11 protein-coding genes and 1 tRNA gene are annotated in these 18969 nt (G+C 46.3%); 7 read left to right on the top strand and 5 right to left on the bottom strand.

Features of this window, described 5'->3' with window-relative positions; all coding sequences use genetic code 11:
* Positions 1-83: 83 nt before the first annotated feature.
* Positions 84-1895 (bottom strand): RagB/SusD family nutrient uptake outer membrane protein, encoded by a 1812-nt coding sequence (locus BC792_RS15230; RefSeq protein WP_211357556.1) that lies wholly within the window; start codon positions 1893-1895, stop codon positions 84-86.
* Positions 1896-1906: 11 nt separating this feature from the next.
* A complete protein-coding gene (locus BC792_RS15225; protein ID WP_148909876.1) occupies positions 1907-5083 on the bottom strand; it encodes a SusC/RagA family TonB-linked outer membrane protein in 3177 nt (1058 codons plus the stop codon).
* Between the two features lie 371 nt (positions 5084-5454).
* Here BC792_RS15225 and BC792_RS15220 point away from each other — a divergent pair, with 371 nt between their 5' ends.
* On the top strand, positions 5455-8100 hold the full coding sequence (locus tag BC792_RS15220; protein ID WP_148909875.1) for a glycoside hydrolase family 78 protein: 2646 nt from the start codon (positions 5455-5457) through the stop codon (positions 8098-8100).
* A 77-nt stretch (positions 8101-8177) separates the two neighbouring features.
* Here the strand turns inward: BC792_RS15220 and BC792_RS15215 are convergent, their stop codons facing one another.
* Both BC792_RS15215 and BC792_RS15210 read right to left on the bottom strand, forming a co-directional pair.
* Positions 8178-9701: a RagB/SusD family nutrient uptake outer membrane protein gene (locus BC792_RS15215; RefSeq protein WP_148909874.1), complete on the bottom strand. Its 1524-nt coding sequence runs from the start codon at positions 9699-9701 to the stop codon at positions 8178-8180.
* Positions 9702-9744: 43 nt separating this feature from the next.
* On the bottom strand, positions 9745-12990 hold the full coding sequence (locus tag BC792_RS15210) for a SusC/RagA family TonB-linked outer membrane protein (protein ID WP_148909873.1): 3246 nt from the start codon (positions 12988-12990) through the stop codon (positions 9745-9747).
* A gap of 267 nt (positions 12991-13257) precedes the next feature.
* Here BC792_RS15210 and BC792_RS15205 point away from each other — a divergent pair, with 267 nt between their 5' ends.
* Positions 13258-14241, top strand: coding sequence for a hypothetical protein (locus BC792_RS15205; RefSeq protein WP_148909872.1), 984 nt, complete (start codon positions 13258-13260; stop codon positions 14239-14241).
* Positions 14242-14329: 88 nt separating this feature from the next.
* Here BC792_RS15205 and BC792_RS15200 read toward each other — a convergent pair.
* A tRNA-Arg gene (locus tag BC792_RS15200) sits at positions 14330-14401 on the bottom strand.
* Between the two features lie 172 nt (positions 14402-14573).
* Here BC792_RS15200 and BC792_RS15195 point away from each other — a divergent pair.
* The 5 genes from BC792_RS15195 to BC792_RS15175 all read left to right on the top strand — a co-directional run bounded on the left by BC792_RS15195 (position 14574) and on the right by BC792_RS15175 (position 18948).
* Complete coding sequence (locus BC792_RS15195) at positions 14574-15206, top strand: peroxiredoxin (RefSeq protein WP_148909871.1); 633 nt, start codon at positions 14574-14576, stop codon at positions 15204-15206.
* A gap of 69 nt (positions 15207-15275) precedes the next feature.
* Positions 15276-15590 carry a thioredoxin family protein gene (locus BC792_RS15190; protein ID WP_148909870.1) on the top strand — a complete coding sequence of 105 codons (315 nt, stop codon included), beginning with the start codon at positions 15276-15278 and terminating at the stop codon, positions 15588-15590.
* Positions 15571-15828, top strand: coding sequence for a DUF6952 family protein (locus BC792_RS15185; RefSeq protein WP_148909869.1), 258 nt, complete (start codon positions 15571-15573; stop codon positions 15826-15828). Before BC792_RS15190 ends, BC792_RS15185 begins: the two co-directional genes overlap by 20 nt.
* A 465-nt stretch (positions 15829-16293) precedes the next feature.
* Complete coding sequence (locus BC792_RS15180; protein WP_148909868.1) at positions 16294-18735, top strand: PIG-L family deacetylase; 2442 nt, start codon at positions 16294-16296, stop codon at positions 18733-18735.
* Positions 18736-18750: 15 nt separating this feature from the next.
* The gene (locus tag BC792_RS15175; RefSeq protein WP_148909867.1) at positions 18751-18948 is read left to right on the top strand and encodes a hypothetical protein; all 198 of its coding nucleotides are present in this window, start codon (positions 18751-18753) and stop codon (positions 18946-18948) included.
* The last annotated feature ends 21 nt before the right edge of the window (positions 18949-18969 follow it).

Genomic DNA, 18969 nt, shown 5'->3' with positions numbered 1-18969 from the left:
TTCAAATGATGCTCATGCTCCCCCATGTAGGAGCCAGTATACTGGAGTACAGCAAGCCTTCCTGGTTTGCATCGTTGACACTACTAGAGATTTAAATGATTATTATTTAACATCCCGTTAGATGACTCGAGGAAAAACTGCCATATAGGCCAGTATTGCTGCTTATTCGGGTCCCTCCCCGGATATACCAATGCATTCCAAAAGGTTGTGACATCGCTCGAAGAACTCATCGTCCACGACTTATTAGCTGAATAGTTCAGTGCTGCTCCCGCCGCGTCTGTATCTCCGAAATTCAGGCCGTAAATACTTACCGTTTCGCCATCATCGGCTGTTTGGTAATATATTCTTCTCGGCAAGTCTGCGTATTTTCCCGTCCTGTTCTCCAGCTGTTCCAACTTTTGCTTTGCTTCTGATAGTTTAGTTCCAAGTAAGTTCCAACGTATCAGATCTCCTTTACGCAACATCTCACCAGTAAATTCGAGAGCGCGCTGATCGACGATGGCGTTAAAAAAAGCAATCTTGGAAGCAGAAGCTTGACTCATCAATTCTGCGACCCTTACGCTATTTGAAGGAAAAGCTCGATCTAGAATCATTTTCAGGTAAGGCGCCGCAGCCTCTGGTCCCTCGAGTTCATTTATAGCCTCTGCCGCCATCAGGATGACGTCTGCATACCGCATATACATCCAGTTCAAACCGTCGTCGTTTGTCGACGTAACCCGTCGGGTCATCCATTCATACCTATACTTTCCAAAATACAGCCGGCCAAGCGACGACGGTACCTGGAAGCCTCCTGCATCGGCTGCGTCCGAAGCGTTTCGATCCCATTCATAAGGGACGATAGAAACAAACCGCCGCACATCATCTTTATCATACTCGTAAAGCATGATCGGGTTAGGGCCTACTGTACCTCCTCGATTTTGCCCAGTGTACTTATTTGTTTTTAGGTGCCGTACACCTAGATCAAAAATTACGCGACCGCGACCGTCACTGAACGGAATCTCCCATATTGATTCCCCACCGGCAGCTGTATTCTCTTGATTAAAACGACGGAAGACCTCTTCGAATCCGAGGAGCCTCTGCGTGCTACTGCTTATAATGTCCAGACATTCTTGCTTCGCAATGGTATACATCTTTTCTCTGGAGAGTTCTGGATCGGTACTCAATCGAACTGTTCCGTCCAACCGTTGCGCGTAACCGCCCGCAGCTAGTGCCAACCGCGCTCGCAAGCCTTTTGCAAAAGACTTGCTCACCCTTTCCACCGACGACGTTTTCGAGGTTTCATTTGGCCAGGGTAGTAGATCCGCCGCTTCATCTAAGTCCCCTAGCAATTGTTTATAAATAATATCTCGATCGCTCCGAGGCAGGTAGGTGGTCTCGGAGGTGATCGGTTCGAACCTTGCGGGAACGTCTCCCCACCCCTTGATGAGGTCATTATACAGTACAGCTCGAAGGACTAAAATCTCTCCGAGAATCTGTGCCATTTCCCTATTTGATTCAACGTTTCCGTACCTACGTAGTCCACGTATAGCCATATTTGCCCGCTCAATACCTTCATAAAATTTTGCCCAAGCATTATTGTCGGTATTCATCTGACCGTTGTCCACATTGGTATTGTAGTTTCCCAACCTGGACTTCTCGTCGTCTATTGCTTTCAAAGAATTATGCACTTCAACATCTGTATTTGTACCGTAGTAAACCAAATAGCGTCCTCGATAAGAATTCGTTTCTCCAAAAGACTGGAGGATGCCGGGTATGACGCCCTCCGCTAAGCTCGGCGTAGAGAAGATAACGGATTCATCCAACGAGGACTTGGCTGGAGCTTCCAATACATTTTTACAGCTTGTTATTGATAAGGTTGCCCCCAATAATAACGATATGTTTATAATTCGTTTCATAGTCTGTCTAATTAAAAATTTACGTTCAAGCCAAAAACAAAAGATTTGCTCTTTGGATATGCAGAGTAATCGACCCCTGGAGTCAAAGGGGTCTGCCGCCTAGTAGAGACTTCCGGATCAAAGCCTGAGTAGTTCGTAAACAAAAAGAGATTGTATCCGGATGCGTATACACGGAGATTCTGCATTTTTAATTTCGACGAAACCGACTTCGGCAACGTATAGCCTAGGGTCACGGTGGAAAGACGCAAAAACGAGCCATCTTCCACCGCCCAATCCGTAAAGGTAAAGGATCGCGTATAGGGCGACCACATCGTTGTATTAGCATTCATTGCTTCTAATTCCGCAGCGTCATTACTGATGGTACCATCAGCACGCAGGTTCGTCCAGCGATTTCCACTAGCCATCACATCGATCATGTTTCTGGAATTGTACTGGCTAGTCGACGTGTACTCAATCTTATTCGCATTGTAGATGTCATTGCCGTAGCTCCAATTGAAATATGCGGCTACATCGAAATTATAAATACGAGAGTTAACGGAGAATCCTCCGGTATGAAGTGGATTTGCATTACCAATAATAGTCCGATCAGCAACTGTGATTATTCCATCTCCGTCTAGATCCTTAATTTTCATGGAACCAGGTCGTATAAGGCCTACGGCATCTCTACCGTTAACAACGCCCTCTTTTAAAATCCATTGATTAGAGCTCGCGTCATATCGCTCAAAGTCGGAGACCTCGTATCTCCCGTCGCTCCGATAGCCGAACATTCGGCCCACCGGAGCTCCTACTTCTACTAAATAATCTGCACCTATAGCTGTAGAAGCCCAGCCCGAAGTCCCGTAGATGTTGGCCACTGAACCCAAGTCAAGAACTTTATTTCGGTTAAAACTGATATTGGCGTTCAGCGAAAGATCGAAGTTGGTTTTATGGATAGCGGACCAATTTAAGGTGAACTCTAGACCTTTATTTTGGGTCGTTCCCAAGTTTCTGTACTGGATATCATACCCTGTACCCGCGACAGGAAATGCTATAAGCAAATCTTTGGTCTTGTTTAAATAGGCGTCAAATGTTCCTGCTAACTTTCCGTTCCACAGCGAAAAATCCAAGCCAAGATTACGTGTGACGGTCGTCTCCCATTTTAAATCGGGGTTAGCCATCGTTTTCGACGCAGCCCAGTAGCTGTTGTACCCGTTTACCCATGTCGTCGTCGAGTTATTGAACACCTGTACCAGAAGTCCCGCCGGGATACGGTTATTTCCTGCCGTCCCATAACTTGCTCTAAGCTTTAGGTCATTTAACCATGCTCCAGCGTTTTCCAAAAAAGGCTCGTCCGATAGACGCCAAGCACCTGATACTGAAGGGAAATATCCCCACCTATTGCTGGTCGAAAACTTTGAAGATCCGTCCGCACGGAAAGTTGCACTCAGTAGGTAACGTCCCTTGAAATCATAGTTTGCCCGACCGAAAAAAGAAAGTAGCTTATCATCGGGGGTAAAATTATTGTCTACCGAGTTGGCATATCCCTGGGTTGTTAACCTTCTCGTATCGTCAAAGGAAAAGGTTTCTGGGAAGCCATGTATTACATTCGTCAAAATCTGGTTCTCAGTAAAGAGAAACTCTTGGCCCAAAAGAACATTGAGTTTGTGCGACGTACCTAAAAACTCGTCCAACGTATAAGTCGCTGTGTTGGTGCTTCTCCAGCCATTTCTGTTCGTATTCGTCAAAATAAGTGCCGGTAAATTTTGACGGTCTGAAGTTGGCACATTTCTTACATAATATGTTGTTCCTCCATAAAAGCGGTCTTGATCATTCCTATAAGCGTCGTATCCAAACTCAGACCGTATACGTAGATTGTCGATAACCTCGTACGTCAATGCGGCATTAAGGTTGTAAGTTTTACGTCGGTAATATTGGTCATTATCTGATATAGCTACTATCGGACTGTAAAGATTGAAATCATCATCTGTTTCCGTCGTCGTGGTCAGCCCTTCAACAGGAAAGGGGGGATAAAGCATCGCATACTTTAAACGAGAATCCGCGGATGAAACCTCATTTTGCTCGTTCATTCCGCCCCCGTTGACTTGTATGTCGGAATAACGAACCCCTAAATCCAACGATAAGCGCTTATATAGTTTATGATTAAGTTTGAAGTTGGCATTCTGTCTTTCGAAATCGGACATCTGCATTATTGCTTTGTCTTTAACGAAACTGTGGCTTACACTAAAGCGCGTTTTCTCGCCACCTCCACTAATGTTTAAATTCTGGTTATACGTATTGCCCGTCCGGCCGAACAATATCTCTTGCCAATCGTTCGGTTTAACGTTCTCGTACAGGTCAATATCTTGATAGTTTCCAAAATAATTCACATACGTCTCCAGCTTGTTCGAAAGCAATGCATGTTCGTATTGCCATGTCACATAGTCCGAAGGCGAAAGGACATCAAGCTTTTTTGCAAGATTTCTTGTTCCAGTAAATACATTTAAACTAATGCTTGTCTTTCCGACTCTTCCTCCTTTCGTCGTAACCAAAATAACACCGTTTGCTCCGCGAGCTCCATAGATTGCTGTAGAGGAAGCATCTTTCAGTATATCAATAGATTCAATGTCTTGAGGCGCAATATCAGCTATAGAATTTACGGGAAACCCATCAACGATGTACAAAGGAGAGTTGTCCTGGGTTATCGATCCTCCCCCTCTCACACGTACTGTGAGCTCCGCGTCGGGCGACCCCTCCGTACTGTTTATGTTCAATCCTGCAACACGTCCTTGAATAGCCTCTAAAGCGGACGAAACGGGGGCCGCGGTGATAGTTTTAGCGTCTACTGAAGCTACCGCTCCAGTAAGGTCCTTCCGTTTAACTGCACCATAGCCTATTACGACTACTTCTTCTAAGTTTCCTGCATCCGACCGCAAGGTAACTTCCAAGAGCGTTCCTTGCCCCACCATTCGCTCTTGGCCAAGGAAGCCAACCGAACTGAATTCTAAAACATTTTCTGGAGAGGACACACTAATACTGTATCTTCCGTTAGCGTCGGTACTTACCTGTACATTTGTGCCTTTTACCTTTACCGTCACGCCAGGCAAGGGTGTCCTATCCTGATCATACACAACTCCCGTAACTGTCCTCTGCTGTGCAAAGGCCAATTGTACAGACAAAAGCATCAACAATAAAGCTTTAAATATCCTCATGGTATATAAATTGATTTAAACTGGTTACATAATTTTAACAACATCCCCTTATGGACAAATACCACGTTAAACCACGGCGATCGGTCCATCTTCTTTTTTATCACGGATTTTAAACAGATTTATACTGGTTTATACGAGCACCATCTTTCCCAAACAGCGATACCTATATTATGTTAGCGTTAATATCCTACACAATAATAGTGTATATCCATACTAAAGAGGACAAAGTCCTTTAAAAAAATTACGCAAACGTTGCCGGCAACGTTTGCAGGACAGTGCAGGATAGTTCAAACCACTCTCAGTGCCCGGTCGGGCGGCTCGCGCAAAAAAATTTATATCTTAGCCCTCACATCAACATGCTTTATCAAAACATGCAAAAGACCTATCTTGCTTGGATCTTTCTTTTACTCCTCTCGAGCACGGCACTACACGCACGGCAGTCCTCATCTTTCCGCCCGTATGACTTACGGTGCGAGCATCTGGAGCGTCCAATGGGTATAGACAACCCGCATCCCCGATTAAGCTGGAAAATTGCGAGCCCGCACGACGGAGCCCAACAAAGTGCTTATCGGATTTTGATCGCTTCAGACTCATTGGAGCTCTTGAAAGACGGCACCGCTTGGTGGGACAGCGGAAAACAGCTGTCACAAGACATGCTTCTAACCTATTCAGGGCGGCCCCTTCAACCGTACCAGCAATACTACTGGTGCGTCGAAGTCTGGGATAAAAACGGGCAGCAGGGCCGGTCGTCTATAGCCAGCTTTGAAATGGGGCTGCTCAACGAACAGCAGTGGCAAGGATCCTGGATTTCGGATGGCAACAATCCAGATTTCCTTCCGGCACCATATTTCAGGAAAACCTTCCGCAGTGCGAAGGCTATTAAGTCGGCGAGAGCATATATCGCCGTCGGCGGACTGTACGAGCTGTATATTAATGGCTCTCGCATCGGAGATCAGCAACTGAATCCTATGTACACACGCTTTGACCGCCGGATACTGTATGTCACACATGACGTAACACAGCATGTACGTAAGGGTGGTAATGCCATCGGTATAATCTTGGGTAACGGCTGGTACAATCACCAATCGCGGGCCGTGTGGGACTTCGACCGTGCGCCGTGGCGTAACCGTCCGGCTTTTTGCCTCGATCTACGCATTACTTACGAAGACGGAACCGTAGAGACAATAACTTCTGGATTAGATTGGAAAACGTCTACCGGCGGTTTACAGTTTAATAGCATCTATACGGGAGAGCATGTGGATGCCCGTTTGGAGCAGAAAGGATGGAACCGCACCGATTTTGACGACTCCAAATGGCACGGTGTACGGCTCCGATCAGCTCCGTCGCCCGTTATCACCTCCCAACAGCTACGCCCGATACGGCATGTACGGCGCTTAACGGCCCAGTCTTTCAAACGCTTTAGCGACAAAAACTATCTATTCGACTTCGGACAGAACATGGCTGGAATGACCGAACTCCGGATCTTGGGCACCAAGGGCACAAAAGTATATGTCAAGCATGGCGAACGTCGGGGAACCGACGGGCACCTCGATCTGTCTAACATCGACGTGTATTATAGGGGCGATAAGGAGAAAGAGCCTTTTCAAACCGATATCTTGACGTTGAGCGGAGAGGCCGACACCTTTAAAACGACGTTTAATTATAAAGGCTTTCGCTATGTGGAAGTTAGCAGCGACACTCCGATAACATTGACAAGTACCGATCTTACAGCCCATTTTACACACAGCGACGTGCCGGCAGTAGGTCAGATCAAAGCGTCCAATCCGTTGGTCGAAAAGCTGTGGAAAGCGGCGAACAACTCATACCTTTCCAACCTTATGGGGTATCCTACCGACTGCCCACAACGGGAAAAAAATGGGTGGACTGGAGATGGACATTTTGCCATTGAGTCGGCTTTTTACAACTTCGACGCGATCACCATTTACGAAAAATGGCTTGCCGACCACCGCGACGAACAGCAGCCAAACGGAGTCCTTCCAGACATCATTCCCACAGGAGGGTGGGGGTATGGCACAGACAACGGTCTCGACTGGACGAGCACCATTGCAATCATCCCGTGGCACATTTATCTATTCTACGGTGATAGCAAAGCACTTAGCGACTCCTACGCGGCTATTAAACGCTATGTAGATTATGTTGACAGGACAAGTCCGAACCACCTAACTTCCTGGGGAAGGGGCGATTGGGTGCCTGTTAAATCGACCTCCAATAAGGAGCTGACCTCTTCCATCTATTTTTATGTCGATGCCTCCATTTTAGCGCAAGCCGCCAGACTTTTCAATAAAGAAGATGACTATCTGCATTATTCGGCTTTGGCAGAAAAGATAAAGCATGCCATTAATGAAAAGTTTCTGGATAGTACGGCAGGAATATATGCAAATGGCACACAGACGGAGCTCAGTATGCCGTTGTATTGGGGAGTTGTTCCACGTGCGATGCAACAAAAAGTGGCTGACGTCTTAGCGGCTAAAGTCGCAGAAAACGGGTTTCATCTCGACGTAGGCGTTTTAGGAGCAAAAGCACTGTTGAATGCGCTAAGCGAGAATGGCCATACCGAAACCGCTTACAAGGTTGCTGTGCAGGATACCTATCCTTCCTGGGGCTGGTGGATTGCCAACGGCGCAACTACATTATTGGAAAACTGGGACCTGAACGCTACACGGGACATCTCGGACAATCACATGATGTTCGGGGAAATTGGAGCTTGGTTCTTTAAAGGCCTGGGTGGAATCTATCCTGACAAGGAAAACCCCGGGTTCCGACATGTTATTTTAAAGCCCTATTTTGTAAGCGGACTTGAACACTTTGAAGCGAGCCATCGGTCGCCTTATGGAGAGATCCGCTCATCATGGGTCCGTCAGGGAACGAAGATTCGGTACGAAGTAAATATCCCCGCAAACAGTTCCGCGACCCTTTATCTTCCGCCATTCTTACACCAATCCGATCCCATAAAGTTGGGAGCCGGAACACACGAGTTTGTCTGGAATATCCGGTAAGATTAGAGGCCGGATTTTCTCTACTTTAAAATCCGGCCTCTATGGTATCCTCTGATGCTCCAAAAAAGTGTTGTCGCTTAATATCCCGGGTTCTGATACATCCTCTCGGGATCCAATTTGTGTTCATCAAAAGGTATTGGGTAGTATCGATCCTTCGTCGTGATATTGGATAGCTGTGCGTTTCCGTAATCTGCTTGACTCTTCTTTTTAAAGTAGCGAACCAGACCCTCAGCGTCATAGTTACGTATCAGATCGAACCAGCGATGGTTTTCAAATGCAAGTTCGACACGTCTTTCATGCAGAATTGCTTCTTTTAAGGTCGGGTATCTGCTGTCATATGAGGCGTCCTTACGGGCCTCAGCGTAAGACGGAAGTCCGGCGCGCTCACGGACTTCATCCAGCAGCGCTATCGCTTCAGCATCCTTTCCTAAATGCATCTTGGTTTCTGCAAGTAATAACATCACATCCGCATAACGTATCAAAATCCAGTCGTTACCACCCCAACCTGCCGTTCCTGCTCCGTCACTATTATCTCTAAACTTCGTAATAAACCAGTCATTCACCTGCGGATCAGTAGCAAATTTAATCGAAAATGTCTTTCGCAAGTCGCCTTCCTCATAGTCTTTTACCAAGTCATGCTTAACATTTCCGCCACTCCCGGTTGAAGGGTATTTTGAGTTAATGGTTTCTCCACGGGCTTGGTTATTTCTAGCGATGCTTGAACTGTAATTTTGGTCGCCCCGAAGATACTGCACCTGAAATACCAGTTCCTTACACGTATTCTTACGTTCCACATCGAACACCTCGCTATAAGGAATCTCGTCGAGCTTGCCAAAAGTGCGCGCTTGGTACGAAGCGGACAGATGTGTTTCAGCCAGTCTAAAAAAATCCGCCGTATTCACATCTTTCAAGGTTGTGCCCATCGTTAGGTACACCTGTCCGAGCAGGGCATTGATAGCTGCTTTAGAGGCTCTACCCACAGCATATTGGTGCTGCGTATTTGGAAGGTTGCTATCCAATGCGTCTGTCAAATCCGCAATAATCTGTTGGTAAACGACATCCTCCTTCTGCCGGAAGGCTAGTTCATTTGCTTGCTCTTTTGTTGTAATCTCTTCGAGTGACAAGGGAATGTCTCCGAACTTGCGCACCATGTGGAAATACAGCAGCGCTCTTACAAATTTTGCCTCGGCTATATGTCTTTTTTTCAATGCGTCGTCCGAAAACGTTACCTGGTCGATCCTGGATAGCAGTGTATTGCAACGAGCTATTGCGTCATACATGTTCGACCAATGGGTTTTTAGATAGGAGTTGCTCGGTAAGATAGAAAAATCATTGAACTGAAAGGGCTCTCCAGCATTTGACTGATTATCATCGCGTCCAGTGTTATCAGAACGCTCCTCACTATAAAGGGCGCTTCCTTCGCCTACGGTGCTTCCCGAGCGCAACGCTTGGTAGAGACCGTTAACAGCTAACTGAACATCATTTTCTGTTTTGAAAAACTGCTCTACAGAGACCGCATTCGGATCTTCTTGGTTTAAAAAATCTTTCTCACAAGACGTCAACCCAAAAAGAAAGAATGGTAGTATATATATCTTTTTCATCGCTTTATTTCATTAGTTCTACTCCTTTGCGGAGGTATTCCGTTTAAAAAGTTACTTTCAATCCTAAGTTGTATCCTCTAACCAACGGATAAAGCCCGTAATCCACCCCAGGAGTTAAATTACCCCGTTGGTTATAATCTGGCTCAGGATTGTAGCCTTTATATTTCGTAATGGTAAATGGATTCTCCACGCTACCGTAAAGACGCACACCCGAGACACTTAGCTTCGTGGCGAGACGTTGCGGCAAATTATATCCCAACATCACGTTTGTCATTCTAAAAAAAGATCCATCTTGTATGTAGAATGAGGATAGGCGCGTACTATTACTTTGCGTCCCAGCTCGGGATGCACGGTAAACCTTTCCATTTCCTGGATCCCCGGGAGATCGCCAGCGTTGGGCTACATCTGCATATTGATTTCCGGAACCTTCCATATTATATAAGTAGTAATCATATCCATCTAAAACCTGATTACCCTGTGAGCCGTTGAACGAAGCGCGAAAGTCAAACTGCTTATAGCTGGCGTTAATAGCAAAGCCATACGTAAAATTCGGATGCGGAGTGCCAATGATACGCTTGTCTTCATCGTTCACTATCCCGTTGCCGTCCACGTCTTCGAAGTAAAGATCTCCGGGTTGCAGAGGGTTGGTAGATGCCGCCGATGGTGCCACGGTCTGATAGTTCTCCTCGCTGGCTATGCCCAGTACCTTAAACCCGTAAAACATACCTATCGGGCTACCTTCCTGTGTAATATGTGTAATATACGATCTTTCGGCACCGTTGGTTAAGATGGTGGACGCGCCACCAAGGTCCAAAACCTTGTTTCGGTTTACATTGATATTTCCGCTAAATCCAAGTTGAAAGTCGTTTCTCCTTATTATTGTAGCATCCAGCTGCACGTCAAAACCTTTATTCTGTACCTTACTGTCTGGCAGATTGGTCAATACGGTTGTCGCGCCCGACACGGCCGATACTGGTTGATCAAACAGCAGATCGAAAGAACGGCTTAGATAGAAATTGGTCATTAAATTAACCCGGCCATTGAGTATACCAATGTCGAGTCCGGCGTTGTATTGAGAAGTCGATTCCCATCCGAGCGCCCGATCTTTAAAATCTTCCGGCCAGTAGCCTGTCACCACAGCATCTCCGATAATCACGCCTCCCGGCGAACTCATTGTCGTTAGCGCATTATATTCGCCGATATTATTGTTACCGCTTAAACCCCAGCTGGCACGGAGCTTAACGCTAGATCCGCTTCCCAACCAATCATCATAAAACCCTTCATTTGAAACAGTCCATCCGGCAGATACTGAAGGAAATATTCCCCATTTTGTTTGCGGACCGAACCGGGACGAGCCGTCGGTACGAAATGATGCCGATAAGAAGTATTTAGAGTCGTAGTTGTACATCAGTCGGCTGAAATAAGACTGCAATGTAATTGCCTGCTTATAGGCGTCCCTTAACTGAAAATTCGAAGGATTAGCCCCTTTATCCGATATTTCTCCTATTTTATCGTTTTGGAATCCGTTTGCCCGCAGCGATATAACGTCAATATCCGTACGCTGTGCGGAATATCCGAGGAGGGCGTTTAGCTGATGCCTTTCCTGGAAGTTTTTATTGTATGTAAGTGTGGTCTCCACGAGCTTGTCTATTTCGCTCCGTGTACGGGCGTCCGCATACGCGGCCGTCTTGGCCTGATCCGAATATGGCGGATTGTTACCGCTGGAGATACTGGTCGGTCTGTAATAGTCGTATTTCTCATCATACGTAGAAAGACCTCCATTTACCTTCAGGTTGAACCCCTCTAAAATGGAAAAGTCTGCAAAGGCATTATAAAGCCCTCGCTTTCCCCGCCGATTGTTCTTGATCTGTGTAACATAGGCCAAGGGGTTCTCAGGATTTTGAACTCCATAATTGTTCGCCGATAAATCCGCCATCAGATATTGCGCGTAGCTCCCATCCTCATTGTACACCGGCAAGGTCGGCAGGTAAAGAAGTGCGGCCATCGACGGACTTTGGTCATAACGACCTGTTGTGACCTCATTGTTGTCGTTGTAGGTAAACGAAACATTACCTCCTACAGTTAATCGCTTGTTCACCTTGGCGTCTACATTCGTCCGAAAATTGAACGTCTGCTGATCCGTGCCCAACATAATTCCTTTTTGGTCTTGATACGAACCGCTGATGAAATACCGGCTCCTATCATTTCCACCATATGCGGATAGATTATGCCGTTGAAAAGGCGCATTCCGGTAAAGCGCGTCTTGCCAGTCTGTGTCGTACGGTGACTTCTTCGCAAGACCTGTCGAGAAATCGTAGTATTCCTCTGGGATAGAAACAGAACCTGCATTCCCTACTTGCGCCACCCTCGTAGCGTTGTCGTGTAAACGCATGTCATCGGTCCACGCGCCACCCCTGTTAACGACAAGATCTCTATACGCATTATTCCGGCCATCAATAATCAGATCAATAAATTCTTCAGCATTCAACAGATCGATTTTCTTCGATAGCTGACCGAAGCCTGACAGCACTTCGTAGTCGACATTACTACGCCCCTCCTTGCCACGTTTCGTTGTAATCAACACAACACCCCCAGCAGCTCTTGAGCCATAGATAGCAGCCGAAGCCGCGTCTTTCAATACGTCGATTGTTTCAATATCGTTTGGATTGATATTTAGATTGTTTCCCGCGGGATAACCGTCAATGACATAAAGGGGATCAGACCCAGCATTAATCGAGCCCATCCCACGCACACGTATCTTCGTTCCATCATAGGGAGCGCCACTCGTCTGCATAATCTGTACGCCAGCAACTTTACCGACCAGCGCCTGCGAAAGCTTTGGCGATGTGAGGTTGAGTTCTTCCGCTTTAACGCTAGATATAGCTCCTGTCACATCGGATTTGCGCACGCGCTGGTATCCTATGGAGACCATTACTTCATCTATTTCTTGCGCTTGCGGTGTAAGAACAACAGTCAAACTATTAAGGCTGGTCACTTGCTGATCGAGCGGATTAAATCCCACGTAACGGAAGGATAAAGTATCTCCAACGGATGCAGGCAGCATAAAGAAGCCAGCAGCATCTGTCTGTACACTTTGCTTTGTGCGTCCATTCGTAACGGTTGCCCCTACTACGGGGTTCCCTTCGGTATCAACAATTTGTCCACGTAACTGTTGTTGGTGTGTCACCTTTTTAAATGGCTGGCTACTTTCACTTACATGCGCCGCGACCGGCACAACTGTGGCTAAGGAAAGTAACAACCAAAGGAGTTTGGTTGGTTTAGGGTTCATAGATATTCAATTTACTGCGGCAAACCTAGGAGTCTAATGTTATGCAAAGGTTAACGCAGTTTTATAAAATAATTAGCTAAATCGTAAAAGCCGCGCCGTCGGGGGGAGAGTGTGTTGCCAGAGAAGAGGTGTTTTATATTCGTGTGAAAACGAATGTAGCGTTAGCTATCAAAATCCCGTTATCAATCAGATGATGCGTCAGGCCATGCCGTGGCTGCATATCAAGTTTGCCCAACGATAACCTGTTTTCGAATTAAATTACGTCTTATGAAACGTTATAGATCCTACAGTATTTTCACTATGTTCTTGCGGAACTTTGTTTTCTTGTCGATCTTTATACAGCTCCTGGTCGGTTGTAAAAAGAATGGTACAGCATTAAGTGGCCCCTCGGCGGGCGGATACTCCATTTTGGTCAATAATGGAAATATCCTTGTCAGCGGCTTTAAGTCGGAGCACAGCCATATAAGCACCAGATATTGGATTGATGGCGAAAAAGCCGATCAACAGGAGTTTACAGAACGTATAGAAAACCAGTCGATATACCGGCAAGCTGTGGACGACCAATGGAGGCAAGTGTGCATGTACAAGGATCGGGACGGTATCATCCAAAGCTACCGGTTCGATCAGGGCAGCGGTGCCGAGGCCGGAAAGATACATTATTATAAAGATAGCGCCGTCATCAGGATGGATAACGATAGCATCGGCTCACTTTCGGCTGTTGCATTTACGGATGACTCTCCACTGTTTGCCGGCTACCTGGGTACGTACGGGCAAGTTGCCGTCGGCGGCAGTGTAATGTATCCGCGCATCGCGTTCGTGTGGGATGGCCAGTCGCCTATAACCCAACTGTCCATGCTCCCCGATTCTGCAGCATTCAAGGGCGTCAGCGCTGTATACCGCGCGGGGCCTGATGAATTTTATGTGGGCGGACTATATGGACGTCCCATGTACTGGAAAAATACCGACCCTGTCGTGTTGGATGAGCGATATGGCGAGGTCTGGCAGATCACCAAAGTGGGGCCGGATGTCTATGCGGCTGGTTTAATCAATAAACGAGGTTCGAATAGCACCGGACATACTGCCTGCTATTGGAAAAACGGAGAACTCCACGAACTTGAAGACGACGCCCAGGCTTTTGGGATATGCATTAACGGCGACGACGTCTATGTATCTGGAGCCGTCGGAAGTGTTCCAGCCCAATACAGGCCATGTTATTGGAAAAACGGCATAAGGACTGACCTGCCAATATAAGAAGCTAGATAACGGTCCAGGAAGACCTGATCAAGACAATCGGCACCAAACAAAAACCGGAAAGCGAAGATTTTCACTTTCCGGTATGTAGCCCCGAGCAGAATCGAACTGCTATCAAATGTTTAGGAAACATCTATTCTATCCGTTGAACTACAGGGCCCCTTATCAATAGTCGCTCGCTACAAAAATACGCTTTTTATTGATTTTATTAAATAAACATAATCTATACAAACACATAAACAAGTATAGATTTTAACAATATTTTATCGAGATTTTTGATTCTTTACTGACAATAAAAAGATTAATTTTGTGGCACAAAAACAAAAAATATTATGAGTTTTACAGGTAAAAATTTTCCGAACATTACAGTTGACGCTATCGACTACTTAGGTGATAACTTCCGTCTTAACATTTTTGAAAAGGCACAGGCGGAGGGCAAGAAAGTGTTGTTATTCTGGTATCCAAAGGACTTCACCTTTGTGTGCCCTACAGAGTTACATGCATTTCAGGAAGCTGCTGAAGAGTTCGCAAAAAGAAATACAATCGTTGTTGGCGCTTCATGCGACTCTGCAGAAGTACACTTTGCATGGTTGAATACAGCAAAAGACAACGGCGGTATTGAAGGCGTGGAATACCCGCTTATCGCTGATACAAACCGCAACTTGTCCAGCGTATTGGGTATTTTGGAAATGAAAGAGGTGGAGCATCCGGAATATGGCACGCTAGTAGAAGGTTCTGCTGTGACCTACCGTGCAACATATTTGATCGATGAAACAGGAAAAGTATTCCACGAATCTGTAAACGACATGCCTCTTGGCCGTAATGTTAAAGAATACATCCGTTTGATCGACGCTTATACACACGTACAAAAACATGGTGAAGTGTGTCCTGCAAACTGGGAAGAAGGTAAAGAAGCAATGAGCGCTACCCGTGAAGGCGTTGCTTCCTACTTGTCTGCCAACTAATGAAAACGATCTAATAACAAAACACAATAGGGGGGAAGGCCTTCCCCCCTTTAAACTAACGAATAGAATATGTTACAGGAATTAGAAAACGACTCCTTACAGGAGCTTGTTAATAGCAATGATTTGGTCATGGTTCAGTATTCAGCCTCCTGGTGCGGCAACTGCCGTATCATGAAACCAAAGTTCAAGAAACTGGCGGCGGAAAACGAAGGGTTGACTTTTGTGATTGTTGATGCCGAAAAGTTTCCTGAGTCCAGAAAACTGGCGAACGTGAACAATCTGCCAACCTTTGCGGCATTTAAAGGCGGCAAACTGGTGAATCAGGTACAAACAAACAAAATTGACGGTCTAATTGATTTATTAAATGAAGTTACCAGTAATTAAGCATCTGATCGAATTTATCGAACAGAACGATGTGGACTTTGTATTGGAGACCATTGAAACACTAGAAGCGCTCACCGAAGTCCCCTCGCTCAAAGACGAAGAACTAGATGTCATCGGCGAGTTAATATCAAATATGTATGGCGCCGTGGAAGTCGACAAACTAATTAAAGAAGGTGCGACCAAAAAAGATGCTCTGAACGGTTTCATGAAACGCGTTCTGGGATCCATCGATCAATAAGAACGCCAGCATATCATCGCGGAAGCTGGTACAATCGGCCCCGTTGTTTAAAACTTAAGGAATGTGGAAAAGTATTTCTTTAGTTTATAGGCGATTCCTATTTATAAGTCTTATTTTTACTATACTAAAGGTTACTATTTTAAAACTGTCGACTGCTACCATTTGGTTATTTTCAAAATTCACAGGGTTGAATTGGAAGTTTTAGACAAAAGATTTTTAATTGTTGGTAAAAGGAATCAAATGGCGATTTGATTCCTTTTATTTTTTCGCAGAGGGCACCCCGACGCACCCTCGGTTCTAAAATAATAGCGTTATGTAGTGCCGCCGACCCAATATTTCTTTTCCCCCGGACCCTAACTGAAAATATAACGTCGAAAAACTACGTAATCCAGCAAGGCAATGTCCTCAAACTTTTACCTTAATTTGATTATAGCGGGCTAAAATTATTTTCTATTTTTAGTTTCTATGAGACGATACCACATCCATCTTTTTATTGCGTTCCTTTTTGTCCAATTTTCATTTGCCCAGACGCCTTCCCGAACAGGCGCCTCCGACATTCTCCTTGACATGGAACGGCTCAGCGTTTTGGGCTCTGTATTATACTTTGCCGCCCATCCGGACGACGAGAACACCAAGCTTATTGCATACCTGGCTGCTGAACGTAAAGTCCGGACAGCTTACCTCTCGCTAACCCGCGGCGATGGGGGACAGAACCTTATCGGTACCGAGCAGGGCATCGAACTTGGCCTCATCCGTACGCAGGAGCTGCTACAGGCGAGAAAAATTGACCGCGGGGAGCAGTACTTCACGTCGGCATTCGACTTCGGCTTTTCAAAAACGTTTGACGAGACCTTTTCTTTTTGGAAAAAACAGGACGTGCTCAGAGAAGCCGTGTGGATCATCAGGAAGTTGCAACCCGACGTCATTATCACACGCTTTCCTCCTGACGAGAGAGGGGGGCACGGACACCACCAGGCTTCTGCCATCCTCGCACACGAGGCCTTCAACGCTGCAGCTGATCCCAACGCATTCCCAGAGCAGCTTCGCCTTGTCAAACCCTGGCGGGCCAAGAGGCTGCTTTGGAATACCGCCAACTTCATGCGCATGCAGGGCGAACCAAACAACCAGCTGAAAATAGACATTGGGCAATTTAACCCGCTCATCGGACAGTCCTACGGCGAGATCTCCGCACAAAGCCGATCACAGCACAAAAGCCAGGGATTCGGCTCGGCATCGAGCAATGGAAGAGCCATAGAATCGTTTGAACATGTGGATGGCGAAAAAGCTTCAGACGATCTTTTTGACGGTATTGACTTATCCTGGGGACGCGTTCCGCAGGGCGATGCGGTTCAGACAATGGTTAGGCAGCTCATTGATCAGTTTAATCCAGCGGCACCGCAAGCTTCTATCAGCCAGCTCGCCCAGATCTGGCGTGCCGTCCAACGTATAGACAATAGCTATTGGAAACAGGTGAAGACTAAGGAGGTTGAAGATCTGCTCCTCGCCTGTGCCGGTATCAAAATAGAGAGTGTCACTACTAACCGTCGCATCGTAGAAAGAGAGCCTATACGTTTTACCACCGAAGTTGTCGTCCGCAATCCCAATTCCGCCGTTAAGATTGTCTCCGTGGATAAGCAGATGCTCGGGCAACTTTTAAAATACAATGAACCGGTACAAATAGAAAGCAGGATGGTCTACGAAACCATTACGCAGCCCTATTGGCTACAAAAGCCAAATAGCCTCGGCAAATTCGAAGTCGACGATAAATACTTCGGGTATCCTACCAATCCAGATCTGCCGGCGGCGGATATCCAGCTCGAGATCTCCGGAATATCGATACAGCTAAGGCTGCCTATCCAATACCGATATGTAGATCCTGTTCGCGGCGAAGTGCACGAGCACATTCAGGTGGTACCGTCGCTAACAGCCTCCACAGCAGCGCGCTCGCTCCTCATAGCGCCCGGCAAAAGCCAAAGCCTTTCGGTTACATTCGAAAAGCAGGGGGCCGGGGAGGAGGTCAAAGACGTAACAATGGTCCTATCGTCTAAAGGGTGGAAGGTCTCGCCGGAAAAGTTGACGCTGCGGTTTGAGAAAGGACAAAAAACGCTTGTCCGTACACTCGATATTTCAAATCTGTCCGGCGCCGCCGAAGATGCGACATTGACGTTAATCTGCGAAGAAAAAAAGCTAAAAAGTATCCGGCAAATCAGTTATGATCACATTCCGTCGCAGACCTGGTTTCCCGATGTCAGCGTCGAACTAAAAGGATTGTCTCTTATCAATCCTGTAAAACGCGTTGGCTACATTATGGGAGCCGGAGACCTTATTCCGGAGGCTCTTCGTCAGCTCGGAACAACAGTTGATATCCTGGAAATCAGTAAAATCAATAAACAGATCCTATCTTCGTATGATGCCATCGTGTTCGGTGTAAGGGTATTGAATGTCTCGCCGCATGTAGCGGACAAGCTGCCGACAGTTTTAGACTACGCCCGAGACGGCGGCGTTGTTGTCATGCAGTATAATGTCAACTCAAGGCTACAAACGACGGAGTTTGCACCAAGGCCGTTTGACATTTCCCGCTCCCGCGTGACGGAAGAGGACGCTGATGTGGTTTTCCTCGACCCCACCGATCCAGCACTTAACTATCCCAATAAGATCACCGCCGCCGATTTCGATGGATGGGTTCAGGAACGCGGCCTATATTTTGCGGAGAACGTGGACCCGGCCTATAGAACACCATTAGCTATGCACGACAGAAATGAACCGCCGCATACCGGCTCACTCTTAATTGCCCCTGTGGGAAAAGGAAAGTTCGTCTACACGTCGCTATCTTTTTTCAGACAATTGCCGGCCGGTATACCGGGAGCTACAAGATTATTTGTAAATTTGTTAGCAAAAGAAAAATAAGAACGATATAATATTATGGAAAATCACGTAGAAAACAACGAACCTTTGAATGTGCAAGGCCTCATCCTATTAATCGGAACCGTATTCGGAGGATTGATTTCAATCATCGCCTGCGGCACTTTTCTAGGTTTCCTTTCCGGTCTATTCTTCGGATTGGTCTTTGCCATCTTTTTCATCAGCGTTTTTCTTCCGCATAAACCTCATGACAGATAAGGGACTTCCTCCTTTTGTAAA

Source organism: Sphingobacterium allocomposti (assembly GCF_008124885.1).
GTDB lineage: Bacteria > Bacteroidota > Bacteroidia > Sphingobacteriales > Sphingobacteriaceae > Sphingobacterium > Sphingobacterium allocomposti.
This window is presented reverse-complemented; position numbering and strand designations above follow the sequence as displayed.

Bases quoted from the DNA above. Each gene is read 5' to 3' on its own strand.
- BC792_RS15180 (WP_148909868.1), top strand. From the start codon at position 16,294: ATGAGACGATACCACATCCATCTTTTTATTGCGTTCCTTTTTGTCCAA.
- BC792_RS15175 (WP_148909867.1), top strand. From the start codon at position 18,751: ATGGAAAATCACGTAGAAAACAACGAACCTTTGAATGTGCAAGGCCTC.
- BC792_RS15185 (WP_148909869.1), top strand. From the start codon at position 15,571: ATGAAGTTACCAGTAATTAAGCATCTGATCGAATTTATCGAACAGAAC.
- BC792_RS15215 (WP_148909874.1), bottom strand. From the start codon at position 9,701: ATGAAAAAGATATATATACTACCATTCTTTCTTTTTGGGTTGACGTCT.
- BC792_RS15205 (WP_148909872.1), top strand. From the start codon at position 13,258: ATGAAACGTTATAGATCCTACAGTATTTTCACTATGTTCTTGCGGAAC.
- BC792_RS15230 (WP_211357556.1), bottom strand. From the start codon at position 1,895: ATGAAACGAATTATAAACATATCGTTATTATTGGGGGCAACCTTATCA.
- BC792_RS15195 (WP_148909871.1), top strand. From the start codon at position 14,574: ATGAGTTTTACAGGTAAAAATTTTCCGAACATTACAGTTGACGCTATC.
- BC792_RS15220 (WP_148909875.1), top strand. From the start codon at position 5,455: ATGCAAAAGACCTATCTTGCTTGGATCTTTCTTTTACTCCTCTCGAGC.
- BC792_RS15190 (WP_148909870.1), top strand. From the start codon at position 15,276: ATGTTACAGGAATTAGAAAACGACTCCTTACAGGAGCTTGTTAATAGC.
- BC792_RS15225 (WP_148909876.1), bottom strand. From the start codon at position 5,083: ATGAGGATATTTAAAGCTTTATTGTTGATGCTTTTGTCTGTACAATTG.
- BC792_RS15210 (WP_148909873.1), bottom strand. From the start codon at position 12,990: ATGAACCCTAAACCAACCAAACTCCTTTGGTTGTTACTTTCCTTAGCC.